We start from the raw sequence: 26,895 nt of genomic DNA, 5'->3' as shown, positions 1-26,895 counted from the left end.
TTGTGTGGCTTTCAACACCACGACCTTGGCACATTGCGATGCCGTCTGGGGAGGGCGGCAACCACTCCATCTGTTGAACCCGGTCTTTTGGTCGATCTTTGCCATTTGGCTGATCTTCGGGACCGAGGTGATCACCCCCTATTTCCCGCTGCCGGTGCTCTATCTGTCGTTGGTGAACCTCTTGGCGGGCAATGGGCTGCTGATCTACCTCACGATGGTCGCACCCTTCCGGCGCAGGTGGACCGATCTGGCGCCTTGGGGGATCACCGTGGTGGGCTATTGGGTGCTGATGACCGTGGCCTCTTACAAGGCGTTGTCGCAGTTGATCTTTAACCCGTTCTATTGGGAAAAGACCCAGCACGGCCTGTCCAAACACACCGCCAATGAGGTGGCCGAAGCCAGTGCCGAAGCGACGGAGGCCGCACAATGATCCGCGCCGCCTCATGGTCTTTCGGCTTTGTCGCGCTGGCGCTGCTGCTTTTGCTCACCCTCGGCTGGACTGAGGCGCATGGCTTCCTGTCGATGGACGTGACCGACCTCTGGGCCAAATCAATCGTACAGATCGAGGGGCCGGCGCAGTTCAAGGCAAGCGATGCTTTCTACCCGCCCGTGCCCTATGCGCTGTCGCTTTTGGGGCAGGCGGTCTTGCCCGATACGCAGGTGCCGGTGCCCTTCGTGCTTTCCGCGCTGGTGGGGGCGGGGCTGCTGGTCTTGTGGTTCCTCAACCTGCGCGATACGGGCGGCTTTTCGGGCATAACCTCGGCGCTGGTGGTGCTGCTTTTGGCGCTGAACCCGTTTTTCCTGCGCGCCTTGGCCGATGGGCCAGAGACGATGTTTTGCATCTTGGGCACATGGCTTTTCGCGCGCGGGATCGTCAATCTGCGACTCACGGGCAACGCGCCGGATATGATGAAAGTGGCCGTGGGGCTTTTGGTGGTGGCCCTGTCGGACAGCTATGGCCTGATGCTCTGCCTCGGGGCGATGCCATTCATGATCGTCGCGGCACGGCCTAGCATGATCGCGGTTTCATCGACCGGCTATCTGGTGGCGATGTTCTATCCCGTGGCCGCTGCCGTGGGGGCGCTGATGTTCGTCAGCATGATCTTCGACAGCCGCCTGATCCCACTATTGTCGGAAAGCGCCACGCCGCTGACCTTGCGGCAGCATCTGGTCATTCTGGCCGGGCTTGGCCCGGCGGCCCTTATCGCGATCCTGCGCAATATCATGGTGCCGCGTCTGTTCATGCCGCTCTTGGCGGCGGTGGGGGCGGTGCTGGGCGGCTATACGCTTAACGTCTTTTTCCATGTCGAAGGCGACCCGGCCATGGCGCTGGCGCCCATGTTGGGGGTCTTGGTCGCCGCGATCCGCTTTTGGCCGAACCTGTCCCTGCGCGAGCCGATTGCCATCGCGCTGTTGGCGCTGTCGCTGGCGACCTCGGCGGTTGTGATGCGCCATGTCGCCCATGACGAAACCCGCGCTTGGAGCAACGCGATGCTCGGCGCGGAAAACGCAGCGTCCCGCCCCGCGCGAGAGGTCGTTTCATTCTTGCGCGACAAGTCTGATATTATGGTAGATGTTGAGAGAAACCCCGAGATCGTCGTCGGTCTGGGGAATATCGACCGGCTGGTGATCGCCGGAGAGCCTGCCTACGACTGGGCGCTTGAGGGGGGCGTGCCGCGCACAAGGTACATCGTGGTCCCGCGACAGGCGGAAGGGCAGGCCACAGCAGACAGAATTCTGCGCAGGTTCCCGCAGCTGAAGCAATCGCAGATGCCGGGGTATGAGGAGGTTTTTCAAAACAGCCGTTGGCGTGTTTTTGAAAGAGTTAACGAGTGGAATTAAAATCATGAGCCCACGAATTATCGCAGTCGACGACTCGGATATCGCGCAGGATTTCATCAGCGCGACGCTTTCGGAGCTTGGCTTTGACGATGTCGTCAGTTTCATCGATCCGCGCAGCGCACTCGACGCGATCGAAAGCGATGAGGCCACGGCGGACCTGATCCTGATGGACATAATGATGCCCGATATCGATGGTATCGAGCTTTGCGCCCGTATCCGTGCCTTGGACAGATGGAGCGATGTGCCGATCATTATGCTGACCAGCCGAACAGACATGGGGTCTCTCTCCGAAGCCTTCATGGCGGGGGCCAACGACTATGTCACGAAACCCTTCAACCGGATCGAGCTTCAGGCCCGTATGCGCAGTTGCCTGCGGCTGAAATCCGAGTTGGACCGCCGCCGTTCGGGCGAAAACCGCGGCGCGCGCCGCCGTGCCGCGCCGAGCGTGTCAGAGGCCACGGTGCCCAGCCTTTTGGGCAGCAAATCGGGGTTTCAGGGGCATCTGATGTCGCTGTCGCCCGCGATGCAAAAAGACCTTGGCCTGATCGTCTTCCGCATTGATGGCGACCGTGACCAATCCGATGCGGCGCGCGCGCAGCGGCAAGAGCTTCAGCGCCGCGTGGCCGGGCTTTTCGGCAAGGTCGAAATCCCCGCGCAAGACGGGTTCGCCCATTGGGAAGATGACCTTTTCGTCTATGGCGCGCTCCACGCGGATCGCGCCCAGCTTGAAGCGCGGGCGCAGCAGTTTATCTCAGCCGTGGCGGAGGCTTCGGCCACCGTGAAAGAAGGCTGGACCTCGCGACCCTTGAGCGTCAGCGCTTGTGTCGTGCCGCCCTCGGACGCGGCTGTCGCCACCTCGCTCGCGCGGGGCATCCAAGGCGTCGAAAGTGCTGGAATAACAAGCGCGCCGGGCAGCATTTGCCTTGCCGCCAATGACATAGGACACCAAGCCGAGAATGGTCAGCACTGAGCCCACCAACAAAGCTGATGCGGAACCGTCTTCGCGCGCGCAGACCCTGTTCTGGGCGCTGATTTCGGCTGCCGTGCTGATCTATTTCGTGGGGCTCGCGGTCCTGACCTGGTCGGACTACAAACGCGCCACGACCCGGGCAGAGGTGGAGCTTGAGCATTTCGCGGAGCTTTACGAGCAGGCGGTCGATGCCTCTCTCTCGGTTGCGAATGTGCGGATGTGGGGGCTGATCGATGAGCTATCGACCGCGCGTCTGAGCAACCCCGCGCAGTTCGAGGCGCAATACGGTGATCTGATGAATGCCGCCGTGCAGGAGACCGAGCAGGTCGATGCGCTTGTGCTGATCGGCGCCGATGGGGTCGTGCTTTGGGCCACGGTGAAACCGCTCATGGGGCAGTACCTTGGGGACCGGGCCTATTTTCAGGCGGCGATTGGTCTTGATGTCGATGAATATACGGTCGGGGTGCCCATCGTGTCGCGGGCCACGGGGCGGCGTCTGACCCCGATTGCATGGCCCTTGATCGGGATAGATGGCCGGTCGCGCGGGGTCTTGGCCTCTTCGCTGGGGGAGGATTACTACTCCCAACTGCTGGCGGTAGATGGGTTGCAACAGGACATGTATGTCGAGGTGGTAACCGCTAACGGAGAGCGGGCCTTTGTTTCGGGGCGGCCTCCACGCGACCCCGATACGCCCGTGTTCCGCGCCCGCAAGGAGATTCCGGCGCTGGACCTCTATATCGACGTGACGCGCAGCAAGCCGGCGGTGCTGCAAAATTACTGGCAGCGCACCTTGGTTTTCGTGGGGCTTGCCACGATCCTGTTTCTGACGGTGATCAACGCGGCGATCCGCGCGCGGCGGCAGTCGACCCAATTGGCGCAGGCCCTGCGCACTTCCGAACGGCACCGCGAACGGATTCGCGTGGCGCAGAGCGAATTTGACGCGATCTTTGAAAATGTCGGCGACGGGCTGATCGTCTATAACGACAACAACAAGCTGCACCGCTCCAACCGCAAGGCGCGTGAGTTGATGGGCGTGTCCTCAGATATCGAAGCCGTGCAAAAGCTGCGCGGCATGGTCCCGCCCTTTTCGCAGATGGACGAAGACGTCGCCGTTCACCGTATTCAGATCACCACCGCCGAGAACGAGAGCGTTGCGGTGCAATGCCGGGTGATGAAGCTGCATCTGCATGGGGATTACATCGCCTATAACGTGCTTCAGGACATTTCTGCCGAAGAGCGGCTGGTGGCGGCGCGCACGGCCTTTGTCACCTCGGTCAATCACGAGCTGCGCACGCCGCTCACGTCCCTCGCCGGGTCGCTCGAAATCCTGCATGACCGCTTTGGCGACAGCATGCCAAAGAACGCGGGCAAGCTGTTGTCGATGGCCACCCGCAATGCCGACCGGCTGTTGGTACTGGTCAACGATATCTTGACCCTTCAGGCGATCGACCAACGCCAACTCAGCATCCAGACTGAGCGGGTCGCGGTGTCGGAGGTGCTGTCGGAAGCCATCGCGGCCAACACCGGCTATGGGGTAAACCGCGACGTGCAACTCGACATCCACACAGGCCCCGACGCGGCGCAGGAGGCCTATGTGCGGGTCGATACCGTGCGCATGCAGCAAATCTTCTCCAACCTCATTTCCAACGCGGTGAAATATACCCCGCGCGGCGGTACGGTAAAAATCGGTGCCGAGGTGGACGACCAATGGGTCACGTTCTATGTCTGCGATGCAGGGCCGGGCATACCCAGAGCCGCCCATGATCGTATGTTCAAAAGGTTCGCTGACCCCGTGCATTCCCGTGAAAATCAAGCGAATGGGACGGGGCTGGGGCTGGCCATCACGCGGGAGTTGGTGTTGCGACAAGATGGCGATGTGAGCTTTGAGACACGCTCGGAAGAAGACGGCGATGAGAACCCCGGCACCACGTTCTATGTGCGTTTCGCCCGGGATACAGACGCCGCGCCCAAGCAGGGGGCATCGGCATGAGAGTGTTGTTCGTCGATGACGAGGATGACATCCGCGAGTTGATCGAGTTTGCGATCATGACCGAAGATGACATCGAACCGACCTTTGCGGCGACCGGGCTCGACGCGATTGCTACGATGGAAACGCAGGCGTTCGACGTGATCATGCTGGATGTAATGATGCCACCCCCCGACGGCATGGAGGTGCTGCGCTGTGCGCGGGCCAATGCGGATTTGGACGACACGAAGATCGTGATGTGCACCGCCAAAACCTCGCCCGAGTCGGAGAAGAAGTTTCGCGACCTCGGGGCAGATCACATTCTGCACAAACCGTTCAAACCGCTGAAGCTCGCGGATTTCATTCGGTCGATCGTTTAATACCTCATCGCTCAGCCTCTCGCGGCTCTGAACACGCGGAACTTACCATGCGCAAAACAGCGAAAATGCCTTCTGACCTCACGCGGCGGTTCTTACCCCGCCTTGTTGTCCTCTCGGCCATCGGTACCATCGCCCTCCCGGCAAGTGAGGTGGCATCGGCGGCGTGGCCGCGGGGCGAAGACAAAAGCTTTGTCACCCTGTCCTATGAGACCACCGCAGACGGCCCCGACTTTGGTAATTTCGGTGCGTTTTACTACGAATACGGGGTGACCGAGAAACTGACTTTTGGCCTCGACATCGGCAAGAGTCAAAGTGGGGGGCAGGTCAGCGCCATCGCCTTTCTGCGCTATCCGCTTGAGCTCTCTGGCGGGGACAATGTTTTCGCCGCCGAAGTCGGTCTTGGCTGGGCCGAACGGGATGGCAGCGCGGTGGCGGCTCTGCGGCCCGGCCTGTCTTGGGGGCGTCCGGTATCGGGGGCTTGGGGCAGCGGCTGGCTGGGGGTGGAAAGCACCTTTGCCATTTACGAGGACGGCGAAACACTGGGCAAGATCGACAGCACCTTCGGCATCAACCACGAGAATGGCAACCTGTCGATTTTCAAGCTGGAGTTCGCGGCCCCGTCAGACGGAGATGAGACATTGGCCTTTGCGCCGTCGCATGTGATCAAGGTCTCGGAAAACAGCTTTCTGGAACTGGGTCTTTCGCATGAATTCACCGACGCTGTGACCAAGGTCAAAGTCGGGGTCTGGCACAGCTTCTGACGCGCTTCGGGTCTGCTTAATCCCGCCAATCGGGGCGGTTGCCGAGGTGGGCAATCAGAAAGTCGATGAAATACCGCGTCTTGGGTGTCAGCACGTTCGAGCGCGGATAGACCAGCCAAAGCACCGACCGGTCGTTCATCCGCCAGCCCGGCAACAGCCGCAGCAATCGGCCCGAGGCAAGCTCGTCCGACACGCTCCAAAGCGAGTTGATCGAGATGCCAGCCCCCGCGATGGTCGCTTCGCGTTGCGCATCGCCATCGTCCATGATCACGCGGCAGGTCATCTCATGCGGGTTGAGCGTGGCGGCTTCGCCCTCCGGCCCGATCAGCGCGCGGGGCTCAAGATCGCCCCAAGCGATCAGGTGATGATCCCGCAGCGCAGCGGGGGTCTTGGGCAAACCGTGGGCCTCCACATAAGACGGCGCGGCGCAAAGAACGCGGGTGTCATCGGCCAGCTTGCGCCCCCGCAGGCTGCTGTCGGTCAAGGGCGCGCTGCGCAGGGCAAGGTCAAAACTGCCTTCGATCGCGTCGAACCGGGTGTCGGAGAGGCGCAGATCAAGCGTGAGCTCGGGGTAGGTCTCGTGGAATTCCGGCAGCAGCGGCATGATGTGACGCTGCGCAAAACTGCTGGGGGCGGCGAAGCGCAGGATGCCCTTGGGCCCCGCCTTGGTCCCGCCCAGAATGGCCCGCGCGGCATCGGCTTGGGCCAATATCTCGCGCGCATAGGGCAGAAAGTCAGACCCATCGAGCGATAGCGAGACCTTCCGCGTCGTGCGCCGCAAAAGCTCAACCCCAAGTTCTTGTTCCAGCTTGGCCAAACGCGCGCTGGCGACTGCCGGGGCCATCCCCAAAGCGCGCCCGGCGGCTGAAATGTTCAGCCGTTCGGCAGCCATGACGAAAAGGCGAAGGTTGTCGATATCCATGGGCCGCGGTCCTTGCTGCGGATCATCCGCCGGGGCAGTATATAGGGCTTGGTATTATATTCAATAACGAGAAACTGAACTCAAGTTTCATCCGATTATCTGGCACGCCATGTTGGCCTATCTCTGTCTCAACGCAATGTTAACGGGAGATAGACCGATGAAATCCATGACCCTCACCAGCTATGGCGCAGAGGCGCCTTTTGTCGAAGCCGATTTGCCACGCCCCTTGGCCACCCCCGGCCATGTGGTGCTGCGCGTCAAGGCGACCAGCGTGAACACCATCGACACGATGATCAAGAACGCGGGCAAAGACCTGCCTCTGTCGCCTGACCTGCCTGCCGTTCTGGGCATGGATTTCGCCGGGGTGATCGAAGAGATTGGCGAAGGTGTCACCGGTTTCGCCGTGGGTGACGAAGTCTACGGCTGCGCCGGTGGTCTGGCCGATTTGCAAGGGGCTTTGGCTGAATTCATGCGCGCCGACGCGCGGCTCATTGCCCATAAACCCAAGTCGCTGTCGATGCGCGAGGCGGCGGCCCTGCCGCTGGTAGGCATCACCGCTTGGGAAGGGCTGCACCGCGCGGGCGTCGCAGGGGGCCAGAAGGTGCTGGTCCAAGGCGGCGCGGGCGGCGTGGGCCATTTGGCGGTGCAACTGGCAAAGCACATGGGGGCCGAGGTCTCCTCGACCGGCACCGGGGGTGACCAAATGGCGGTGATCGAAGGCTATGGCGCGCGGGCCATCGACTTCAAAGCCGAGAAGATCGAAGACTATGTGGCCGCCCATACCGCAGGCCGCGGTTTCGATGCTGTTTTCGACACTGTGGGCGGGGCCAATCTGCCGAACTCTTTTGCCGCCGCTGCGCTGAACGGCCATGTGGTCACGACCGTGGCCCTGTCGGCGATCGACCTGACCCCGGCGCATTTCAGCGGGCTGTCCTTACATGTGGTCTTCATGCTCTTGCCGATGCTGCATGACGTGAACCGCGCGGTTCATGGGGAAATCCTTAGCAATCTCGCCACGCTGGTCGACGAGGGGGCGGTGAAGCCGCTGCTCGACGAAAAGACCTTTGATCTGAGCGCGGTTGGCGATGCCTATGCGCGGCTGCAAAGCGGGCAGGCGATCGGCAAGGTTGTGGTCGACGTCTAAGTCAGGCCGAACACTGATTAATATCACGCCCCGCTGCGCCTCCCGCGCGGCGGGGCTTTTAACGGCCTGCGCCTTCCCTCAACAACTGCCGCTGGCGCGCAACTGCCAAAGAATGCGCCATTGACCCAACGGTAGGCTGCCTCTTTCTCTCTCATCCCCGGTTTCACGGCAAATTCGGACTTGCCTCTGCCTGTCAGTGTACAGTTAATTGGCCGGACAAGCTGAATACAGCGGCGGCGCGCGGCACCCTGTGCCGACGCCCGTTAAGAGCAACCAAGGGAGAGAGACATGAAATTCACCGCAATCCTCGCCGCAAGCACCATTCTGGCAGGCGCTGCCGTCGCTCAGGACATGGATAAATCCGACTGGCCGAGCAGCTTCACCGTGGGCACGGCCAGCCAAGGCGGCACCTACTTCGCCTATGGTTCGGGCTGGGCGAACCTTGTGGCCAAGGAACTGGGCCTGACCGGTGGTGGCGAAGTCACCGGCGGCCCGATGCAGAACATGGCGCTGGTCCACACCGGCGAGGCGGCCTTCGGCATGACCACAATGGGCCCGGCGGCGGAATCGCTGGCTGGCACCAACCCCATCGCCCCCGGTTTGGAAATGACCCAAGCCTGCGCGATGTTCCCGATGTATCAGACACCCTTCTCCGTGACCGCGCTGTCGTCCTCGGGTATCTCCTCGGTCGCCGACATTCCGGCAGGTGCAAAGATCGGCTTTGGTCCGGCGGGCTCCACCTCAGACACCTATTTCCCGCGCATGATGGACACGCTCGGCGTCGAGTATGAGCGCCGCAACGGCGGTTGGACCGATCTGGGCGGCCAGTTGCAGGACGGTCTGCTGGACGTGATCGCCTTTGCTGCCGGTGTGCCGGTGCCTGCGGTCAGCCAGCTTGAGGTGCAGACGGATGTGAACATCATCGAGTTCACCGAGGAAGAGCAGGCCAAACTGCTCGAAGAATTCCCGGTGTCCGAGTTCACCATCGACGCAAGCACCTACACCACGCTGGAAGAGGGCGCGCGCTCGGTCTCCATGTGGAACTTCGCGATTGCCAACTGCGATCTGCCGGAATCCTTCGTCAAAGCGGCTGTGGATGTCGTCATGTCCGACAATGAGCGGATGAAAGGCATTCACAAGGCGGCGGCCTCGACCCTGCCTGAGAACTGGGAGAAGAACACCGTTCTGAAATGGCATCCCGGTGCGGCAGCTTGGTTCAAAGAGAACGCGGATGCCGATATTTCCGACGATATGATCTACGGCAACTAAGCGAACGCCTAGACAAACTTGCATGCCGTCCCTAATCGGGGCGGCATCTTGCCATCATCCCGCCTGATTGTCGGGACAGATCCCGCGCAGATATCGGGAAAGGAAGCCTCCATGACAGACCAGCATAGCGCCGCCGATCCGCAGGGCCCGATTGTCGCCGAAGGGGTGGATGACGAACCGGTAGAAAGCAATCGCCGCATATTCACCGGGCGCACCTATCTGGTCGTTGCGGCCATGTCGGCGATCTATGCCTTCTTTCACATGGCGGCACTCAACGGCATGTCCATCGGTGAGTTGACAGGCATCCGCATCCCGCTGTTGCCGACCTTCCCGATGGAGACATGGAATTTCCGCATCGTGCACATCGCGGGCGCGCTGATTCTTGGCTTTACCCTCTATTCCGCCCGCGCCTTTGTGGATGAGGGCGCAGGGCAGGGCCGTCACCCGCTGGATTTCGTGGCATGGGCCGCGATGATCCCGGCGCTTTATTCGATTTGGACTGCGTGGAGCATCGCCAGCCAGATCAATTCCGGGGTGCAGTGGAACGGCATGAGCCCCGAGTTCAAGAACCTCGAAATTTACCACTACGGCTTGCCGCTGGTGGCGGCCACGGCCATCGGCATCGTCGTGGGGTGGCTGCGCGGACGCGAGCGGGGGCAGGTTTCGCCTGCGGACTTGCTGCTTTCCGTCTGCGGGGTGGCCGTGGCGATCTACCTGATCACCATGTACGGCACCTTGATGCGCAACTCGACGGGCACGCCCTTTGCGCCCATCGGTATCTCTATCGCCGCAGTTGCAGGCACCGCGCTGATCATGGAGCTGACGCGCCGCGTGGCGGGGCTTGCGCTCATCGTAATTTCGGGTGTCTTTCTGGTCTATGTCTTCGTGGGGGACATGCTGCCGGGCTTCCTGAACGCGCCCAACATCCAGTGGACCCGCTTCTTTAGCCAAGTCTACACCGATGCGGGCATTCTGGGGCCGACCACGGCGGTGTCGTCGACCTATATCATCCTCTTCATCATCTTCGCGGCCTTCCTTCAGGCATCGAAGGTGGGGGACTATTTCGTCAACTTCGCCTTTGCCGCCGCGGGCCGCTCCCGCGGGGGGCCAGCCAAGGTCGCGATCTTTGCCTCGGGTCTTATGGGGATGATCAACGGCACCTCGGCGGGCAATGTGGTGGCGACAGGCTCGCTGACCATTCCGCTGATGAAAAAGGTGGGCTACCCGGCCCGGACCGCAGGCGCGGTCGAAGCCGCCGCTTCGACCGGGGGGCAGATCATGCCGCCGATCATGGGGGCGGGCGCCTTCATCATGGCCGAGATCACGGGCATCCCCTATACCGATATCGCCGTGGCGGCGATCATCCCGGCGGTGCTCTACTTCGTGTCGATCTACTTCATGGTGGATTTCGAAGCGGCCAAGCTGGGCATGCGCGGGATGCGTTCCGAGGAACTGCCCAAGCTCAAAGACATGCTGCGCCGGGTGTTTCTGTTCATCCCGATCATCATCCTGATCTACGCGCTGTTCATGGGCTATTCGATCATCCGGGCGGGCACGCTGGCGACGGCGGCAGCGGCGGTGGTGTCGTGGTTCACGCCCTTCCGCATGGGGCCGCGCAGCATCGTCAAAGCCTTTGACCTGGCCGGGATCATGTCGATCCAGATCATTGCGGTCTGCGCCTGTGCGGGCATCATCGTGGGTGTTATCAGCCTGACCGGTGTCGGCGCGCGTTTCTCTTCCGTGCTGTTGGGGCTGGCGGAGGCGAGCCAATTCCTCGCCCTGTTCTTTGCCATGTGTATCGCCATTCTGCTTGGCATGGGCATGCCCACCACGGCGGCCTATGCGGTGGCGGCTTCGGTCGTGGCACCCGGTCTGGTGCAACTGGGCATTCCGCTGCTGACGGCACACTTCTTTGTCTTCTACTTCGCCGTCGTCTCGGCCATCACGCCCCCCGTGGCGCTGGCGAGCTATGCCGCGGCGGGGATTTCGGGCGCCAACCCGATGGAGACTTCGGTCGCCTCCTTCAAGATCGGCATCTCGGCCTTCATCGTGCCCTTCATGTTCTTCTACAACGGCGCGATCCTAATGGACGGCACGTGGTTCGAGGTGATCCGCGCGGGCGTCACGGCGATCTTTGGGGTCTATCTGCTGTCTTCGGGTATGCAGGGCTGGTTCGCGGGCAGCGGGGCGGCTTGGTTCATCCGGCTGGGTCTGATCCTCGCGGCGCTTTGCATGATCGCGGGTGGTCTGATGACCGACCTTATCGGCATCGCAGTGGCGGCGGTGATCTTTGCGGTGCAGTGGAAGTTCCGCCCCGCACCCGACGCCCAAATCGCAGTACACGGCAGCGATTGATCCGTGATTGATCCATGTCCCGGCCCTTTGGGGCCGGGGCCGCCCGTTTGAGGCAACGCTCCCTGTTGCATCTGGGCCAAGCCGCGCCTAGGGTCCGCGCGATCCTTCCGGGCGGTTAATATGTTCACTATCTTTCTGGCCATCGCGCCGGTCTTCGCGCTGATCCTCATGGGCTATGGCCTGCGCCGGGGCGGTATCCCCTCCACCAAGTTCTGGAACCTGAATGACCGGCTGGTCTATTGGGTGCTGATGCCCGCGCTGTTCTTTGCCAAGATCTCGGCGGCGGACCTCAGTGGTGGCTTGGGCGACTATGCCCTGCTGCTCTACGCTGGGTTCTTTGCAGCGATCTTTTGCGGCTGGCTGTTCGGTCGGGCCTATGCCGCGCCGCAGGGCAGTTCGCTGATGCAGGGCAGCGCAAGGTTCAACACATTCATCGGCCTCGCGATTGCCGAAGCCGTCTTTGGCACGGCGGGGCTACAGATCGCCGTTCTCGGTTCGGCCCTGCTGGTGCCGGTGGTGAATGTGACGGTGGTGACGCTGATGACCCGGCAGTTGGGCGGCGGCGGCAAATCTATCCTTAAAGGCTTGGTCAAGAACCCGCTGATCCTGGGCATTCTGGCAGGCGTGCTCTTTAACTTCGCGGGGCTTCACCATGTGCCTGTCCTGCATGAAAGCGCGCGCATTTTGGGGGATGCGGCGCTGCCGATCATGCTGCTTTGCGTCGGCGCCAACCTGCGGCTGCGCGGGTTGTCGGGCTCGGTCTCGGTCATCGGCCTGTCGATCATCGGCAAACATCTGGTGAACCCGCTGGCGGTGCTGCTGGCCGCGCTGGTGCTGAACCCCGCGCCGCTGACGCTGCAAATCGCGCTGATCTTCGCGGCCCTGCCAACCGGGGTGGCTAGCTATACGCTGGCGCGGGAGATGCGGGGCGATGCGCCCTTGATGGCCGCGATCATCACCACGCAGACGCTGCTCAGCTTTTTCACCCTGCCGCTGACGCTGTACCTCGGCAGCCTGATTTCCGCGCCCTAGACCCCGTTCCATGTGCAAAACGCGATTGTGATCTGCGCAGGCCGCATGGCGGCGGATTTACAGGTTGACATATTTGGTTCGAATGTCCAATTGCGCCTTGACCAATGCCAAGGAGCCCGCATGACCGAACTCGAAAAGACCGTGCTTGACGCTGCGCTGCATGTCTTTTCCCGCTATGGGGTCAAGCGCACCAGCATGGGTGATCTGTGCGAAGAGGCGGGTGTCTCGCGCCAGACCCTCTACAATCGGTTTCGCAACAAGGATGACATTCTGCGCGGGCTGATTGGGCGCTACACAGAATTGGCGCTGGAAGAGATTGCCGAAGAGATGCCCAATGCGCCCGATCTGGCGGCGCAGCTTGATCTGATCTTTGATCGGATGGTGGTGCGCGGCTATGACACGATGCAGGCGATGCCCAATGCGCAGGATTTCATCGCCGGGGCCAATGCCGTCAGCCAAGAGGCGCTGCAATGTTCCGCCGGGCGCTTTCGCGACGTGATCGCTAAGGTGCTGATGCCCTATGAGGCGTCGATCACCCGCAATGGCCTGAGTGTCGAGGCGCTGGCCGATTTCATCCAACGTTCCGCCAAGGCCGCTGGCATGCATGCGCTGGACCGTGACCATTTTCTCGCGCAGCTGCGCACCCTCAAACAACTTAGTCTGACCGCCGCCCTTGGGCCCGTGCCGGATGCTATTCATAAGGAAGACTGACCATGGCCAATTGGCTTGTTGAGACGACGCGCGGGACCGGCGCGGGGCGGGTGTTGGGATTTGCGCTGGCCTTGGCCGCCGGTGTCGCCGCGCCGATGGTGGCTGCCGCCGAAATGCCGGTGGTAAAGCTGGAAACGGTCAAGGCCAGCGAGGCCGAGATGGAGCGCGTGTTCTTCGGCAAGGTGGTTGCACGTGAAACCGTGGACCTTGCCTTTCAAGTCGGCGGTCAGATCGAGGAATTCCCGGTCGAAGAGGGGGCCACGGTCAGTGAGGACACGGTCGTCGCCCGGATGGATCTGGAGCCGTTTCAACTGGCGCTAGAACAGGCGCAGGCCAATGACGCACAGGCCCGCCGGACGATGGAGCGCTATCAAAAGCTCGCCGGGTCTTCGGTGGCCGAGGTCAATCTGCAAGATGCCGAAACCGCCGTGACGGTCAACGATATCGCCGTGCGTAACGCCGAGCGCGACCTTGAGAACGCGACCCTCCATGCGCCCTTCGATGCGATCGTCGCCTCGCGGTTGGTGCCCAATTACTCGACCGTCAGCGCGGGCACCCCGGTGGTGCGTCTGCATGACATGTCCGAGTTGCGGGTCGAGATCGACGTGCCCGAAACCCTGTTCCTGCGCGCAGGCCGCGACCCCAGCGTGCGTTTCATGGCCAAGTTCCCGGCCAACGCCAACACCTACCCGATGCAAATCCGCGAATACAACGCCGAGACAGCGGATGTCGGCCAGACCTATAGCATCACCCTTGGGGCGGAATTGCCCGAAGATTTCGTGCCGCTGCCCGGCGCCTCGGTCGAGGTGCGCGCCACGCTGAACATCGGCGGGTCGAGCATCCTCGTGCCCGATACCGCCATCGTGGTCGGCAATGACCGCGGCACCTATGTCATGGTCTTTGACCCCACCGGCGCGCGCGAAGGCACGGTGACCCGCACCGCGGTTGAGATCACCCCCACCGCGCGCGGCGATGTCAAAGTCGAAGCGGGGCTGTCGGATGGGCAAGAGATCGTCGTGAGCGGTGCAAACCAGCTTGAAGACGGTGCCGCCGTGCGCCGCTTCGTCGGTTTCGGAGACTGAGCACATGGATATCGCACGTCTGTCGATCAACCGCCCGATTTATACTTGGATAATCATGCTGACCTGTCTTTTGGGCGGTATCTGGGGTTTCGCGACCCTTGGCCGCCTCGAAGATCCGGCATTTACCATCAAAACCGCCGTGGTCGTGACCCAATACCCCGGTGCCTCTGCCGAAGAGGTCGCACTTGAGGTGACCGAACCGCTGGAATCGCAAATTCAGAAGATGTCCGAGATCAAGGACATCGAATCCATGAACCAGCCCGGCCTGTCGTGGATCACGGTCAATATGCAGGACACCTTTGACGGGTCCGAACTGCCGGAAATCTGGACCAAACTGCGCAACCGCGTGAACGAGGCGGCGCTGCCAAGCGGGGCGACGCAGCCCTATGTGAACGACGGTTTCGGGGATGTGTACGGGCTGTACTACGCCGTCACCGCAGATGGCTATTCCGATGCCGAGGTCAATGAACTCTCCAGCTATCTGCGGCGGGAATTGCTGCTGGTGGATGGCGTGTCGGATGTGGCGCTCTCGGGCGTGCCCAATGAGGTTATCTACGTCGAGCCGCAGCTTGCGCTCAGCACCACGCTCGGCATTCCGCCCACGGCGATTGTCGGCGCGGTTTCCAGCGCCAATGAGATCGTCGACGGGGGTGCCATTCAGGACGAGGACGGGCGCACCCTGATCCAGCGGCCCGAAGGCTCTGACAGCGTGTCGGAGATTGCAGCGCTGTCGGTCGGTGTTGGCGGTCAGGTGATCAACCTTGCCGATGTGACCAACATCTACCGCACCCGCGAGGCCAACCCCGATCTGGTGATCCGCCACAACGGGCAGGAGGCCTTTACCCTCGGGGTGGCCGGGATCGCGACCGAGAATATCGTCGATATCGGCAAACGGGTGGATGACAAGCTTGCGCATCTGCGCGAGACGCTGCCCTTGGGCATCTCGATTGAATCCATCTACCGCCAGCACGCGGTGGTCGAAGAGGCGTCGAACGCCTTTTTGCTGAACCTCGCCATGTCCGTCGCCATCGTTGTGGCCGTGCTGGCCGTCTTCATGGGCTGGCGCGCGGCGGTGGTCGTGGGTTCCACCCTGTTGCTGACGGTGGTGGGCACGCTCTTTTTCATGGCGCTCGGCGCGATTGAGATGGAGCGTATCTCACTCGGGGCGCTGATCATCGCGATGGGGATGCTGGTCGATAACGCCATCGTTGTGGCCGAGGGGATGCAGATATCCATGCAGCAGGGCAAAAGCTCGCGCGAAGCGGCGACTGAGGCGGCGAGCAAGACACAGATCCCGCTTTTGGGGGCGACCGTCATCGGCATCATGGCCTTTGCCGGGATCGGGCTGAGCCCCGATGCCACGGGCGAATTCCTCTTCTCGCTCTTTGCCGTGATCGCGATTTCGCTGCTGCTGTCTTGGGTGCTAGCCATCACCGCCACGCCGCTCTTGGGGCACTACTTTTTCAAACGCGGCGTCGAAGGTGGGGCTGGCGGCTATGATGGCGCGATCTTCAAGGGCTATGCCGCCGTGCTGCGTGCCTCGCTCAAGCTGCGCTGGCTAGTGATCGTGGCGCTGATTGCCGGGACGGCGGTGTGCTATGCCCTCTTTGGTCAGATCAAGCAGCAGTTCTTCCCCGACAGCAACACGCCGCTTTACTTCGTGCATTACAAACTGCCCCAAGGGTCGTCGATCCACCAGACATCCAACGATCTGGCCGTGCTCGAAGACTGGCTGGTGGCGCGGGACAATGTCGAAGACGTGACCTCCTACGCGGGGCAGGGGGCTGCGCGTTTCATGCTGACCTATCAGGCCGAAGACCCCAACCCCAGCTATGGGCATCTGATCGTTCGGGTGTCTTCGCTTGAGGTGATCCAAGACGAGATGAACGCGCTTGAGGCTTTCGCCGCCGATGCGGTGCCGCAAGGGGAATTCCGGGCCAAGCGTTTGGCCTTTGGCCCCGGCGGCGGTGCCCCGATCGAGGTGCGCTTCTCGGGCCGCGATCCCGATGTGCTGCGCGATCTCGCGGATGAGGCGATGGACCGTATGCAGGCGGTGTCGGACAATATCATCAGCCCGCGTCAGGACTGGCGCGAGCGTGAATTGGTGCTGCGTCCGATTTATGCCGAAGAACGCGCGCAGGACGCTGGCATCTCGCGGACCGAAATCACCGAGACCCTCAAATTCGCCACCGAAGGCACCAGCGGCGGGACGTTCCGCGAGCGGGATCGTCAGATCCCAATCGTGATCCGCGCTCCGCAGGATGCCGATTTGGCGCTGACGGATCATGTGATCTATGCCCAAAACACCAATGCGCTGGTCCCGATGGAGCAGGTGATCGACGGTTTCCGGTTCGAGCCGCAGGACACGCTGCTCTACCGCCGCGACCGGGCCGATGTGATCACCGTGGGCGCGGATATCCCGCGCGGCGTCACGGCGGCGCAGGTGCAGGCCGAGGTGCAGGAAACCATCGAGGCGATGGAAATCCCCGAAGGCTATGCCATGGAATGGGGGGGCGAGTTGGAAAGCGCGGGCGAGGCGCAGGCCGCCTTGGGCAAGCAACTGCCGCTCAGCCTCATCATCATGGTGCTGATTTCGGTCCTGCTGTTCAACGCGCTGAAACAGCCGATCATCATCTGGCTCTTGGTGCCGATGGCGGTGAACGGGGTCAGTCTGGCGCTCTTGGGGACGGGGCTGCCCTTTACCTTTACCGCGCTTCTGGGGCTCTTGTCGCTCTCGGGGATGTTGATCAAGAACGGCATCGTGCTGGTCGAAGAGATCGACCTCACCCGCGCCGCCGATCCGGCGATGGATCTGAAAGAGGCCATCGTTACCGCCTCGACCTCGCGTTTGCGTCCGGTCTTCCTTGCCGCTGCGACGACCATTCTAGGGATGCTGCCGCTGTTGTCGGATGCCTTCTTCCAGTCGATGGCCGCGACGATCATGGGCGGGTTGGCCTTTGCCTCGGTCCTGACGCTGATCGCGGCACCGGTGCTCTACTTCCTCTTCTTCAAGCGCAGCGCCGCGCGGGAGGCGGAGGCTGCCCGCGCCGCCTGACCGGCGCGTGGCGGCAAGGCAAAGGGCGCGTCCGGCCACTCCGGGCGCGCCCTTTGTCGTACCCGGGCGGTAAAAATTCCGCGCCGCCGTGCAATCCCGCCTTGGTTTCGCGAAATGGCCAGCTACCTTACCGTTTTCAAACGGCATGTCGCCGTGTCAGGCCATTGTTTCAAGGAGTTCTCGCCCATGGGTCCCCGCATTCTTTCCACTGCCGCCGCCGCTGGCCTTGCCGCCACTCTGGCCTCTGCCGCCTCGGCTGAGATCACCGTATCGTCGAAGATCGACACCGAAGGCGGCCTGTTGGGCAACGTCATCGCACTGGCGCTCGAAGATGCGGGCCTGCCGGTAGAGCGGCGTCTGCAACTCGGCGGCACGCAGGTCGTGCGCGAAGCGATCCTGTCGGACCAGATCGACATTTACCCCGAATACACCGGCAACGCGGCCTTCTTCTTTAACGAAGCGGAAAGCGATGTTTGGAAAGACGCGGCCAAGGCCCATGCTCGTGCCAAGGAATTGGACGGCGGTGAGAATAACGTCACATGGCTCGACTCCGCACCGGCCAACAACACTTGGGCCATCGCCGTGACCGGCCCGGTGGCCGAGGAAAATGACCTCACCACCATGTCCGATTTCGGCGCATGGGTGGCCGAGGGCGGTGAGGTGAAGCTCGCCGCCTCGACCGAGTTCGTGTCCTCTCCGGCTGTCTTGCCCGCGATGCAGGAGACCTATGGCTTCGAGCTCAGCCAAGATCAGACCGTAATCCTGTCGGGCGGCGACACGGCTGCGACCATTCAGGCGGCGGCGCGTGGCACATCGGGCGTGAACGCGGCGATGGTCTACGGCACCGATGGCGGCGTGGGGGCCACGGGTCTGGTCGTGATGGAAGACGACAAGGGCGTGCAGCCGGTCTATGAACCCGCCCCCATCGTCCGCGCCGAGGTGTTGGAGGAATACCCCCAGATCGCCGAAGTGCTGAACCCGATCTTCTCCGGGCTCGACATGGCGACGCTGCAAAAGCTGAACGGTCGGATTCAAGTCGGCGGGGAGCCGGCGGAAGCCGTGGCACGCTCCTATCTGACCGAGACCGGGGTGCTGGACTGATCTCCGCCGCCCGCACAATAACTGGCCCCGGCGCAGGGATTTCTGCGCCGGGGCTTTTGTTCGCTGTGCTGGGCGCGGCAGCGCTTTGCGTGCCTTTCATGACCCTTGCCGCCAACCGGATCGTGGCGGGCGAAGGGGTGATGGCATGGGGCGTGGCCAGCCTGCCGGTGGTGCTGCCGGGGCTTGCGGCGATCGGGGCGGGGCTGCTGATGGGGCTGCCTGCGGGCCGTAATGGTCTGCGTATTGCCGGGGCGGCTTTGGGCTTGGGCGGGCTGTTGTGGCTGTTGACCCAAGGCGCCTCCGGCCTGCTGGCCGAAGCGGGTGACTATGCCCGTGTCTCGCCCTCAGTAGGCTTTTGGTGTCTGCTGGTTGTCTTCATGTTGCTCATGGCAGATGCGCTTGCCGCAATGGCACCGGGGCCGCTGATGCGCGGGGCCGTGCTGGCGGGCGTGCTTGCGGTGCTTGGCGCGATCCTGTGGTCGGGGGCGCTGTCGGAGCTTTCGGTGATGCAGGAATACGCCAGCCGGGCCGATGCCTTTGGCCGGGAGTTCCTGCGCCATCTCGGGCTGGCCTTCGGCTCTCTCGCCGCGGCGGCGGTGATTGGCTTCCCGCTTGGCGTGCTCTGTCACCGTCTTGTCGGGCTGCGCGGCGCCACCTTGCCAGTACTGAGCTTTTTGCAAACCATTCCCTCGCTGGCCATGTTCGGGCTGATGATCCCAATCCTCGGCTGGGTGGGGGCCAATTTGCCGGGCGCGCGTGCGCTTGGCATCGCTGGCATCGGCTTTGCGCCCGCCTTTCTGGCGCTGGTGCTCTATTCACTGCTGCCCGTGGTCGGCAATACCGTGGCGGGTTTGGCCTCTGCCCCGCCTGCGGCGCTTGAAGCCGCGCGGGGCATGGGGATGACGCCGCTGCAACGCCTGTTGCGGGTGGAACTGCCGCTGGGCCTGCCGATCATCCTCACCGGGCTGCGCATCGTCTTGGTACAGAACATCGGGCTGGCCGTCATCGCCGGGCTGATCGGCGGCGGCGGGTTCGGCACGTTCGTCTTTCAGGGGCTGAACCAAACGGCGACCGACCTGATCCTGCTGGGTGCCCTGCCAACCGTGGTGCTGGCCCTGACGGCGGCCATCGTGATGGACATATTGGTCGAACTGACCCGCAAGACCCCAAAGGACAGCGCATGATCGAGATCGACCGCATTACCAAGACCTATGGCGACATCCGCGCGGTGGATTCCGTGTCGATGACGGTTGAGACGGGCACGATCACGGTGATCGTCGGCACCTCAGGCTCAGGCAAGACCACGCTGTTGCGGATGATCAACCGGTTGGAGGAACCGACCTCGGGCGAGGTGCGGATCAACGGCGACTCCACGCTGTCGGTCAAGCCGCATGTCCTGCGGCGGCGCATCGGCTATGCCATTCAGGGCCACGGGCTGTTCCCGCATCACAAGGTGGGGCGCAATATCGGCGCGGTGCCGCAATTGTTGGGCTGGCCGCGCGAGAAGATCGCGGCGCGGGTGGATGAGCTGCTTGCGCTTTTCTCGATGGACCCCGCGCAATTCCGCGACCGTTATCCGGCGGAGCTTTCGGGCGGACAGCAGCAGCGGGTTGGCGTGGCGCGAGCCTTGGCCTCAAGGCCCGATCTGTTGCTGATGGACGAACCCTTTGGCGCGCTCGACCCAATCATTCGCACCCGCGCGCAGGAAGACCTGCGGCACATCCAGCAGCGGCTGGGGTCGACCATCATGCTGGTGACCCACGACATGGAAGAGGCGATCCGGCTGGGCGACCGGGTGGCAGTCATGGACGGGGGGCATCTGGTGCAACACGGCACGCCTGCCGAGATCATCGCCGCACCCGCAACGGATTTCGTGGCGGATATGGTGGGCGATGTGGAGCGGCCCCTGCGGCTTCTTTCACTGATCCCCGTCGCCGAATTGGTGGAAGAGGGCAGCGCCGAAGGCGAAGCGCTGCCCGCCGATGCCAGCCTGCGCGACGCGCTCTCGGCCTGCCTGTGGACAGGGCGCGCGGCGGTGCCGGTGGCGAAAGACGGGGTGCCGATGGGCCGGGTGACCCTTGATGCAATCCGCGCCCGGGCCGGGCAGCACGCATGAGGATCGGCTGGATCCTGCGGCCGCTTCTGGTGGCGGTGCTGCTGGCGCTGGTCCTGCGGCCTGAGTGGTTCACGCCGCTGCTGGCCCCCTTGGCCCCGGCGAATGGCCCGGTGATCTACACCCGAGCCTCGCTCTTGTCGCTGTCGCTAAGCCATCTGGCGCTGGTGGCCATGGCCTCGGCTGCAGCGACGGTGGTGGCGGTGACGCTGGCGGTCCTTGTCACCCGGCCTGCGGGGGCGGCGTTCCGCCCGTTGTCACGCACCATCACCAACATGGGGCAGACCTTTCCGCCCGTCGCTGTTCTGGCGTTGGCCGTTCCCGCCTTGGGCTTTGGCGCAGGGCCAACGCTGGTGGCGCTGTTTCTCTATGGCCTGCTGCCGATCTTCGAGAATGCGGTCACGGGCCTCACCAACCTGCCGCCCGCCACGATGGAGGCCGCGCGCGGCATCGGGCTCAGCCGTTGGCAGCGGCTCTGGCGGGTGGAGCTGCCGCTGGCCCTGCCGGTGACGCTGACGGGCATTCGGCTGTCGGTGGTCATCGCGCTTGGGACGGCGACCATCGGCTCGACCGTGGCAGCGCGGACCTTGGGCGAGGTAATTATCGCGGGGCTTTTGACCAATAACACCGCCTTTGTGGTGCAGGGCGGGCTGGCGGTCGGCCTGTTTGCGGTTCTGATCTATGACGCCATGGTCCAGCTTGAAACGCGGCTGGCGCGGCGCATGGGCGGCTGAGGATCAGCGCCCGTTCGCGGCGATGATCTGCTCGGCCAAATCGTCCAGGTCGTCCGAGAGGTAGTGCGGCTGCGGCACGTTTTCGGCCTCGATCAGATTGTTGTTGGGGCGGGTCAGAAAAGCCCCCTGACAGCCCGCCGCCTGCGCGCCGATGGTGTCCCACAGGTGGCAGGCCACCATGCAGAGATCATCGGTTTGCAGATCAAGCGCCTCGGCCACCATCTGATAGGTCGCGGGATGAGGTTTGAATTTTGCGACCGCGTCGATGCTAAAGCTCCGCTCGAAGAAATCGGCGATCCCGGCTTTCTCCAGCGGGGTCGGGGCCGGGGACGGGGGCGAATTGGTCAGCGTGACCAGCCGAAACCCCGCCTCTTGCAGCCTGCGCAGGGCAGGGGCGACATCCGCGTGGGCGGGCATGGAGCCGATGCGGGATTTCAACTCGGCCAGGTCCTCCTCCGTCACCGCCACGCCTTTGTTCGCGCCGACCATTCGCAAGACGCCACCCGCCAGCGCGCCGAAGGGCGCGTAGCGGCCTGAGAGGGTCATGGTCTGGGAATAGAGGATCAGCTCGGCGAACCATTCGCGCAGCACCGAGGCGTCGCCGAAGAGGCGCGTGAAGAGCGGCTCCAACGTGGTGATGTCGAGCAGGGTCTCATTCACGTCGAAGACGATCACGGACGCGGGCTTTTGATCGGGCATGGGGGTCCTTCCACTCATGACGTGCGCCGTGCCCGCCACTGTGAAGAAACCCCCAGCCCTGTCAAAAGGTTTCAGACACCCAAACGGTCGCGCAGCCCGTACCACCACGACCCCACGACCGAATAGGGCACGCGGAACATGCGCCCGCCGGGGAAGGGGAACCATGGCACATTGGCGAAAACGTCAAAGCGGGTGAGGTCGCCGTCGATCGCCTCGGAAAGGATACGCCCGAAGGTATGCGATCCGGTCACGCCGTGGCCGCTGTAGCCATGGGCGAAATAGGTGTTGTCACCGATCCGGCCCATCTGCGGCACGCGGCTGAAGGAGAGGGCGAAATTCCCGCTCCAAGCATAGTCGATCTTCACGTCTTTCAACTGGGGGAAGACCTTGTCCATATTGCGTTTGAGCTTGGCCTTGATGTCGCGCGGGTCCGCGCCGCCATAGACGGTGCCGCCGCCAAAGAGCATCCGTTTGTCACCCGACAGGCGGTAGTAGTCGAGGATATAGCGAATGTCTTCGACGCAGGCATCGGTGGGCAGCAGCGCATGGGCCTGCGCCTCGCTCAGCGGTTCGGTGGCCATCACTTGGGTCGAGACGGGCATCACCCGCGGGGCCAGGGTGGGCACCACATGGCCGAGGTATGCATTGCCGCAGAGCACCAGTGTCTTGCAGGTCATCGTCCCCTTGGCCGTGCGGACCACAGGGCGGGCAGCCTCGTGATCGACATCCGTGACAGGGGACATCTCATAGATCGTGCCGCCGTTCTTCTCAAAGGCCGCCGCTTCACCGAGGGCGAGGTTCAGGGGGTGCATATGGCCGCCCGAATGGTCGATCAGCCCGCCTTCGTAGAGGTCGGAATTGACGTGGGCGCGCAATTGTTCCTTGTCCAGCATCTCTTGATTGTCGATGCCGTAGCTTTGCCAGAGCTTCTGCCGCTCCTCCAACTCGCGCATATGCGCCGTGGTGAGCCCGGTGAAGATGTTCTTGTCCTTGAGGTCGCATTGGATGTCATAGGTGCGGACCCGCTCGCGGATGATCTCGCCACCCTCTTGCACGAGGCCGGCGACAAAGGTCGCGGTGTCCTGCCCGTAGCGGCGCTTGATCGTTTGCAGGCTCGCGTTCAGCCCGTTGACGATCTGCCCGCCGTTCCGCCCCGAGGCCCCCCAGCCCACGCGCGCGCCTTCGATGATGGCGACCCTATAGCCCTTTTCGGCCAGATGCAGACCGGTCGAAAGCCCGCTGTAGCCCGCGCCGACGATGCAGACGTCAATCTCGTGATCGCCCTGCAATTCGGGGCGCGCGGGGGCGGGGTTGGCCGAGGCGGCGTAGTAGCTTGACGTATGGCTGCCGTCTCCGGCGTAGGGATGGCGCGACATCAGACGATCTCCAGATAGGTGTCATATTCGAAATGGGTCACTTGCCGCGCGAATTTGCGCAACTCCTGCGTCTTGCATTCGACCATCATGGTCTGCAACCGGGCAGAGAACAGGCCGGGCACATCCGGCCCCTTGCGGAAGGCATCGATGGCCGTGGCCCAGTCGAGCGGCAGGTTGTCGAGCTTCATTGTATAGGCGTCGCCGGTGATCGGGGCGACGGGCTGCATGTCTTGCTCGATCCCCAACAGCGCGCCGCCCAAGATGCTGGTCAGCACCAGATAGGGGTTGGCGTCGGCCCCGGCGACGCGATGCTCGATGCGGCGGGCCTTGGGGTCGCCGCCCGGGATGCGGATTGCCGCGGTGCGGTTCTCATAGCCCCAAGCGACATTGGTTGGCGCATGGGCACCCGGCAGCAGGCGGCGGTAGGAGTTTTCATGCGGCGCGAAGGTCAGCGTGTTTTGCTGCATTGTGGCCAGCAGACCGGCGACGGCGTTGAGCATCAGGGGTGTGCCTTCCTCCCCGCCGTTGTCGAAGACATTGACGCCGTTTTCATCCACCAAGGAAAAGTGAACGTGAAAGCCGCTGCCCGCCAGATCGCCATAGGGTTTGGCCATGAAGGTGGCGGCGAAGCCGTGTTTGCGGGCGATGCCGCGCACCAGACGTTTGAACAGCACCGCGTCATCGGCGGCGCGCAGCGGGTCGTCCACATGGCGCATGTTGATCTCGAACTGCCCCGCCCCGTTTTCCGAAATGGCCGCATCCGCCGGGATGCCCTGCAATTCGCAGGCGTCATAGACCTCGTTCAGGAACTCGTCGAAATGCTGCAACTCGTCCAGCGACAGCGCGCCGTCGGAATCCAGCCGTTTGCCCGTGACCGGAGAGCAGGGGGCCTGCGGGTGATCCTCGGTCGGGTCGAAAAGGTAGAACTCCAGTTCCGTGGCGACCACGGGGGTCAGACCGCGTGCCCTGAACTTGGCCGCCACTTCGGCCAGCGCGCGGCGGGGATCGCCGGGGAAGGGCTTGCCGTTTTCCTGACGCATCCAAAGCATGGCCAGCGCCGTGGGGCGCGTGGTCCATGTGATCGGCATCAGGGGCCGCCCGGTGAAATCGCAGAGCCCGTCGGAATCCCCGGTCTCGAACACCAACTCGCTATTTTCGACATCCTCGCCCCAGATATCCATGCCGACGATGGACAGCGGCAGGCGGAGCCCGCCTTCGACGACTTTGGACACCTGATCGGCGGGCACCCGTTTGCCGCGCATGGTGCCGTTGAGGTCACAAACGCAGGCAAAGATCGATTCGATCTCGGGATGTTGCGCCAACCACGCTTCGGCTTTGCTCTCGGACATGGGGTTCCTTTCGATATCGAACCTAAAAATGTGATACCATTTATTGTAATGTCATATCGCTATCCGCTTGTCTGTCAATTGTCCCCGCGCGTATGGTCAGCGGCGAAAGACCAAAGGCGGCCAGATGATCGACACCGATAACGATGCGCTCAACATTCCCGAAATCCCCGAAATCCCGGGCGGGACGACGCAGGAATATGTCTATGAGCGGCTGCGCAACGCGATCATGCTGGGCGCGATCACGCCCGGCACCTCGCTGACCATGCGCGGCATTGCGGAGCGGCTCGGCCCCAGCCCGACCCCGGTGCGCGAGGCGGTGCGGCGGCTGAGTTCGGAACATGCCATCCAGATCAAGGACAACCGCCGCTTGACCGTGCCGCTGATGACCCCCGAGCGGTTCGAGGAACTGGTCGCCCTGCGCATCGCGGTTGAGACCCACGCCGCCCTGCGCGCCTTGCCCTATATCTCGGACATCGTGATCGACCGGCTGACCGAGATCGACGGCAGCATGGACCGCTTTGTGGCCGAGAGGGACGCAGATCAACTGACGCTGCTGAACCAAGCCTTCCACCGGATGCTCTATTCCGTGAACCCCGCGCAAGCGTCCTTGCCGATGATCGAAAGCATCTGGCTGCAACTCGGCCCTTTCCAGCGGCAGGTCATCACCGAGGTGGCGGAATACTATCAGATCGACCGCCACAAAGAGGTGTTGGCGGCCTTGTCCGCGCGCGATGGCGCGGCGCTGAACGCCGCGATTGCCAATGACATCGTCGACGGGGTGCTCGACACGGGCCGCAAGCTGCTGGCGGCAGAGGGGGGCAGAGAGATGGGGCTTCCGTAGGTGAAAAGCGGGGCTGTTTCGTCGCAGACGCAGGGGCCTTTCGTCTATGACTTTATGCGCCGATTGGGCTAGAACTGCGCCGAACGAAGGGCCGGGGGGGCGTTATGCAGGGACATGGGATTGGGGGCCGGGGGCTACAGACGCTCTGCGCGGTTGCGGTGGTCTTGCTGTCGGCCTGCGCACCGCGCCCGGGCGGGGAGACTTTGACCGTGGTGCCCGAGGCCGAAGCTGCGCAGAGTTTGGCGATCACCGTGGCCTCGACCCGCGGGCGCGATCCGCAGACCGGCACCTATACCGACGCCCGCGCGCGGGCGCTGAATTACGAGCGGTTCACCATCGCCATCCCGCCCGACCATGAGGCCAGCAAGATCGAATGGCCCAATGAGAAGCCAGACCCGAACCGCAGCTTTGCGGTGACCGCCCGCGATCCGCTGCCCGCGCTCGATATCCACCGCAGCGGGCGGGGGCGGCAGGATGTGATGGTCTTTGTCCACGGCTATAACCAGACCTTTCCGGAATCTCTGTTCCGTCTGGCGCAGGTGACGGCGGATGGGCATTTGCCCGAGCAGCCGATCCTGTTTGCTTGGCCCTCTGCGGGGACCGTGGTGGGCTACGTCGCCGATAAGGACGCGGCGGCCTATTCGCGCGATGAACTGGCCGCCATGCTTGCCACCCTCGCCGCCGATCCCGACGTGGGGGAGATCACGCTTTTTGGTCACAGCATGGGCGGCTGGCTGGTGGTAGAGGCGTTGCGGCAGTTGCGCCTGTCGGGGCAGGACAGGGTGATCGCACGGCTGAGCGATGTGGTGCTCGCGGCCCCCGATATTGACGTGGATGTCTTTCGCAAACAGGTCGAGGTGATCGGGCCGCTTGATCCCCCCATGGCCATCCTTGTCGCGCCGGATGATCGGGCGCTGCGCATCTCGGCGGGGCTTGCCGGGGCGCGGCCTCGGATCGGGCGCACCAGTGCCAGCTCCCCCGCGGTGCAGGCGCTGGCCAAACGCTATGGCGTCTTGCTGGTCGATATCTCGGCCATTGGCGCGGTGGACGGCACCCATCACAACCGCTTTGCCTCTCTCGTGCAGTTGATGCCCGAGCGGCGCGATGGGTTGGCGCAGGCCCGGGCGCAGGTGGGGGCCTTCATCCTCGACCCCGTCTCGGCCACGCTGGTCGCGCTGTCGCGCTAGGGCGGG

The 26,895-nt window shown here is 63.2% G+C and carries 22 protein-coding genes and 1 pseudogene; 19 read left to right on the top strand and 4 right to left on the bottom strand.

The features are described 5' to 3' along the window. From ACGYLA_RS12010 to ACGYLA_RS11985, 6 genes and pseudogenes are all read left to right on the top strand, one after another. A pseudogene (locus ACGYLA_RS12010) lies at positions 1–430 on the top strand (hypothetical protein); the annotation flags it as partial. After that, positions 427–1,842, top strand: a complete 1,416-nt coding sequence (locus ACGYLA_RS12005) for a hypothetical protein (protein WP_394432679.1) — start codon at positions 427–429, stop codon at positions 1,840–1,842. The pseudogene ACGYLA_RS12010 and the gene ACGYLA_RS12005, both read left to right, overlap by 4 nt. 4 nt (positions 1,843–1,846) lie before the next feature. Continuing rightward, on the top strand, positions 1,847–2,812 hold the full coding sequence (locus ACGYLA_RS12000) for a PleD family two-component system response regulator (RefSeq protein WP_394432677.1): 966 nt from the start codon (positions 1,847–1,849) through the stop codon (positions 2,810–2,812). Further along, positions 2,799–4,802, top strand: a complete 2,004-nt coding sequence (locus ACGYLA_RS11995; RefSeq protein WP_394432675.1) for an ATP-binding protein — start codon at positions 2,799–2,801, stop codon at positions 4,800–4,802. The genes ACGYLA_RS12000 and ACGYLA_RS11995 overlap by 14 nt, the downstream gene beginning before the upstream one ends. Continuing rightward, on the top strand, positions 4,799–5,158 hold the full coding sequence (locus tag ACGYLA_RS11990; RefSeq protein ID WP_394432673.1) for a response regulator: 360 nt from the start codon (positions 4,799–4,801) through the stop codon (positions 5,156–5,158). The genes ACGYLA_RS11995 and ACGYLA_RS11990 overlap by 4 nt, the downstream gene beginning before the upstream one ends. Before the next feature lie 47 nt (positions 5,159–5,205). Further along, positions 5,206–5,919 carry a hypothetical protein gene (locus ACGYLA_RS11985; RefSeq protein WP_394432671.1) on the top strand — a complete coding sequence of 238 codons (714 nt, stop codon included), beginning with the start codon at positions 5,206–5,208 and terminating at the stop codon, positions 5,917–5,919. Between the two features lie 16 nt (positions 5,920–5,935). On the opposite strand, the gene ACGYLA_RS11980 is transcribed toward ACGYLA_RS11985, so the two are convergent. Then, complete coding sequence (locus ACGYLA_RS11980) at positions 5,936–6,841, bottom strand: LysR family transcriptional regulator (protein ID WP_394432669.1); 906 nt, start codon at positions 6,839–6,841, stop codon at positions 5,936–5,938. 157 nt (positions 6,842–6,998) lie between these two features. Here ACGYLA_RS11980 and ACGYLA_RS11975 point away from each other — a divergent pair, with 157 nt between their 5' ends. The 11 genes from ACGYLA_RS11975 (at position 6,999) to ACGYLA_RS11925 (ending at position 21,437) form a co-directional block, all read left to right on the top strand. Beyond that, complete coding sequence (locus ACGYLA_RS11975; protein ID WP_394432667.1) at positions 6,999–7,985, top strand: zinc-dependent alcohol dehydrogenase family protein; 987 nt, start codon at positions 6,999–7,001, stop codon at positions 7,983–7,985. Between the two features lie 288 nt (positions 7,986–8,273). Then, positions 8,274–9,254: a TAXI family TRAP transporter solute-binding subunit gene (locus ACGYLA_RS11970; RefSeq protein WP_394411033.1), complete on the top strand. Its 981-nt coding sequence runs from the start codon at positions 8,274–8,276 to the stop codon at positions 9,252–9,254. 111 nt (positions 9,255–9,365) lie between these two features. Next, the gene (locus ACGYLA_RS11965; RefSeq protein WP_394432665.1) at positions 9,366–11,609 is read left to right on the top strand and encodes a TRAP transporter permease; all 2,244 of its coding nucleotides are present in this window, start codon (positions 9,366–9,368) and stop codon (positions 11,607–11,609) included. A 120-nt stretch (positions 11,610–11,729) separates the two neighbouring features. Then, positions 11,730–12,641, top strand: coding sequence for an AEC family transporter (locus ACGYLA_RS11960; RefSeq protein ID WP_067268057.1), 912 nt, complete (start codon positions 11,730–11,732; stop codon positions 12,639–12,641). 120 nt (positions 12,642–12,761) lie between these two features. Next, positions 12,762–13,352: a TetR/AcrR family transcriptional regulator gene (locus ACGYLA_RS11955; protein ID WP_271692081.1), complete on the top strand. Its 591-nt coding sequence runs from the start codon at positions 12,762–12,764 to the stop codon at positions 13,350–13,352. Positions 13,353–13,354: 2 nt separating this feature from the next. Next, positions 13,355–14,434 carry an efflux RND transporter periplasmic adaptor subunit gene (locus ACGYLA_RS11950; protein ID WP_394432662.1) on the top strand — a complete coding sequence of 360 codons (1,080 nt, stop codon included), beginning with the start codon at positions 13,355–13,357 and terminating at the stop codon, positions 14,432–14,434. Positions 14,435–14,438: 4 nt separating this feature from the next. After that, positions 14,439–17,489, top strand: a complete 3,051-nt coding sequence (locus ACGYLA_RS11945) for an efflux RND transporter permease subunit (RefSeq protein WP_394432660.1) — start codon at positions 14,439–14,441, stop codon at positions 17,487–17,489. Positions 17,490–17,675: 186 nt separating this feature from the next. Beyond that, positions 17,676–18,590 (top strand): ABC transporter substrate-binding protein, encoded by a 915-nt coding sequence (locus ACGYLA_RS11940; RefSeq protein ID WP_271692077.1) that lies wholly within the window; start codon positions 17,676–17,678, stop codon positions 18,588–18,590. A 98-nt stretch (positions 18,591–18,688) separates the two neighbouring features. Further along, on the top strand, positions 18,689–19,774 hold the full coding sequence (locus ACGYLA_RS11935; RefSeq protein WP_394432681.1) for an ABC transporter permease: 1,086 nt from the start codon (positions 18,689–18,691) through the stop codon (positions 19,772–19,774). After that, entirely contained in the window at positions 19,771–20,706 is a 936-nt protein-coding gene (locus ACGYLA_RS11930) for an ABC transporter ATP-binding protein (protein WP_394432658.1), read from the top strand. Before ACGYLA_RS11935 ends, ACGYLA_RS11930 begins: the two co-directional genes overlap by 4 nt. Further along, on the top strand, positions 20,703–21,437 hold the full coding sequence (locus tag ACGYLA_RS11925) for an ABC transporter permease (RefSeq protein ID WP_394432656.1): 735 nt from the start codon (positions 20,703–20,705) through the stop codon (positions 21,435–21,437). Before ACGYLA_RS11930 ends, ACGYLA_RS11925 begins: the two co-directional genes overlap by 4 nt. 3 nt (positions 21,438–21,440) lie before the next feature. On the opposite strand, the gene ACGYLA_RS11920 is transcribed toward ACGYLA_RS11925, so the two are convergent. The 3 genes from ACGYLA_RS11920 to ACGYLA_RS11910 all read right to left on the bottom strand — a co-directional run bounded on the left by ACGYLA_RS11920 (position 21,441) and on the right by ACGYLA_RS11910 (position 24,861). Beyond that, complete coding sequence (locus tag ACGYLA_RS11920) at positions 21,441–22,136, bottom strand: haloacid dehalogenase type II (protein WP_394432654.1); 696 nt, start codon at positions 22,134–22,136, stop codon at positions 21,441–21,443. Positions 22,137–22,207: 71 nt separating this feature from the next. After that, on the bottom strand, positions 22,208–23,512 hold the full coding sequence (locus ACGYLA_RS11915) for an NAD(P)/FAD-dependent oxidoreductase (protein WP_394432652.1): 1,305 nt from the start codon (positions 23,510–23,512) through the stop codon (positions 22,208–22,210). Then, complete coding sequence (locus ACGYLA_RS11910) at positions 23,512–24,861, bottom strand: glutamine synthetase family protein (RefSeq protein ID WP_394432650.1); 1,350 nt, start codon at positions 24,859–24,861, stop codon at positions 23,512–23,514. The genes ACGYLA_RS11915 and ACGYLA_RS11910 overlap by 1 nt, the downstream gene beginning before the upstream one ends. Before the next feature lie 124 nt (positions 24,862–24,985). Here ACGYLA_RS11910 and ACGYLA_RS11905 point away from each other — a divergent pair, with 124 nt between their 5' ends. Together ACGYLA_RS11905 and ACGYLA_RS11900 are read left to right on the top strand one after the other, a co-directional pair. Then, positions 24,986–25,702 (top strand): GntR family transcriptional regulator, encoded by a 717-nt coding sequence (locus ACGYLA_RS11905; protein WP_394432648.1) that lies wholly within the window; start codon positions 24,986–24,988, stop codon positions 25,700–25,702. 104 nt (positions 25,703–25,806) lie between these two features. Beyond that, positions 25,807–26,889 carry an alpha/beta hydrolase gene (locus ACGYLA_RS11900; protein ID WP_394432646.1) on the top strand — a complete coding sequence of 361 codons (1,083 nt, stop codon included), beginning with the start codon at positions 25,807–25,809 and terminating at the stop codon, positions 26,887–26,889. The last annotated feature ends 6 nt before the right edge of the window (positions 26,890–26,895 follow it).

This window comes from Sulfitobacter sp. 1A13679, assembly GCF_043557115.1.
Classification (GTDB): Bacteria; Pseudomonadota; Alphaproteobacteria; order Rhodobacterales; family Rhodobacteraceae; genus Sulfitobacter; species Sulfitobacter faviae.
Note: the sequence above shows the minus strand (reverse complement) of the source record. Positions and strands in the feature narration are given on the sequence as shown.

Excerpts from the sequence above, each read along its gene's own strand:
- ACGYLA_RS11990 (WP_394432673.1), top strand. The coding sequence starts at position 4,799 with ATGAGAGTGTTGTTCGTCGATGACGAGGATGACATCCGCGAGTTGATC.
- ACGYLA_RS11935 (WP_394432681.1), top strand. The coding sequence starts at position 18,689 with ATGACCCTTGCCGCCAACCGGATCGTGGCGGGCGAAGGGGTGATGGCA.
- ACGYLA_RS11970 (WP_394411033.1), top strand. The coding sequence starts at position 8,274 with ATGAAATTCACCGCAATCCTCGCCGCAAGCACCATTCTGGCAGGCGCT.
- ACGYLA_RS11925 (WP_394432656.1), top strand. The coding sequence starts at position 20,703 with ATGAGGATCGGCTGGATCCTGCGGCCGCTTCTGGTGGCGGTGCTGCTG.
- ACGYLA_RS11975 (WP_394432667.1), top strand. The coding sequence starts at position 6,999 with ATGAAATCCATGACCCTCACCAGCTATGGCGCAGAGGCGCCTTTTGTC.
- ACGYLA_RS12005 (WP_394432679.1), top strand. The coding sequence starts at position 427 with ATGATCCGCGCCGCCTCATGGTCTTTCGGCTTTGTCGCGCTGGCGCTG.
- ACGYLA_RS11980 (WP_394432669.1), bottom strand. The coding sequence starts at position 6,841 with ATGGATATCGACAACCTTCGCCTTTTCGTCATGGCTGCCGAACGGCTG.
- ACGYLA_RS11905 (WP_394432648.1), top strand. The coding sequence starts at position 24,986 with ATGATCGACACCGATAACGATGCGCTCAACATTCCCGAAATCCCCGAA.
- ACGYLA_RS11965 (WP_394432665.1), top strand. The coding sequence starts at position 9,366 with ATGACAGACCAGCATAGCGCCGCCGATCCGCAGGGCCCGATTGTCGCC.
- ACGYLA_RS11910 (WP_394432650.1), bottom strand. The coding sequence starts at position 24,861 with ATGTCCGAGAGCAAAGCCGAAGCGTGGTTGGCGCAACATCCCGAGATC.
- ACGYLA_RS11955 (WP_271692081.1), top strand. The coding sequence starts at position 12,762 with ATGACCGAACTCGAAAAGACCGTGCTTGACGCTGCGCTGCATGTCTTT.
- ACGYLA_RS12000 (WP_394432677.1), top strand. The coding sequence starts at position 1,847 with ATGAGCCCACGAATTATCGCAGTCGACGACTCGGATATCGCGCAGGAT.
- ACGYLA_RS11950 (WP_394432662.1), top strand. The coding sequence starts at position 13,355 with ATGGCCAATTGGCTTGTTGAGACGACGCGCGGGACCGGCGCGGGGCGG.
- ACGYLA_RS11945 (WP_394432660.1), top strand. The coding sequence starts at position 14,439 with ATGGATATCGCACGTCTGTCGATCAACCGCCCGATTTATACTTGGATA.
- ACGYLA_RS11930 (WP_394432658.1), top strand. The coding sequence starts at position 19,771 with ATGATCGAGATCGACCGCATTACCAAGACCTATGGCGACATCCGCGCG.
- ACGYLA_RS11960 (WP_067268057.1), top strand. The coding sequence starts at position 11,730 with ATGTTCACTATCTTTCTGGCCATCGCGCCGGTCTTCGCGCTGATCCTC.
- ACGYLA_RS11920 (WP_394432654.1), bottom strand. The coding sequence starts at position 22,136 with ATGCCCGATCAAAAGCCCGCGTCCGTGATCGTCTTCGACGTGAATGAG.
- ACGYLA_RS11940 (WP_271692077.1), top strand. The coding sequence starts at position 17,676 with ATGGGTCCCCGCATTCTTTCCACTGCCGCCGCCGCTGGCCTTGCCGCC.
- ACGYLA_RS11995 (WP_394432675.1), top strand. The coding sequence starts at position 2,799 with ATGGTCAGCACTGAGCCCACCAACAAAGCTGATGCGGAACCGTCTTCG.
- ACGYLA_RS11985 (WP_394432671.1), top strand. The coding sequence starts at position 5,206 with ATGCGCAAAACAGCGAAAATGCCTTCTGACCTCACGCGGCGGTTCTTA.
- ACGYLA_RS11915 (WP_394432652.1), bottom strand. The coding sequence starts at position 23,512 with ATGTCGCGCCATCCCTACGCCGGAGACGGCAGCCATACGTCAAGCTAC.
- ACGYLA_RS11900 (WP_394432646.1), top strand. The coding sequence starts at position 25,807 with ATGCAGGGACATGGGATTGGGGGCCGGGGGCTACAGACGCTCTGCGCG.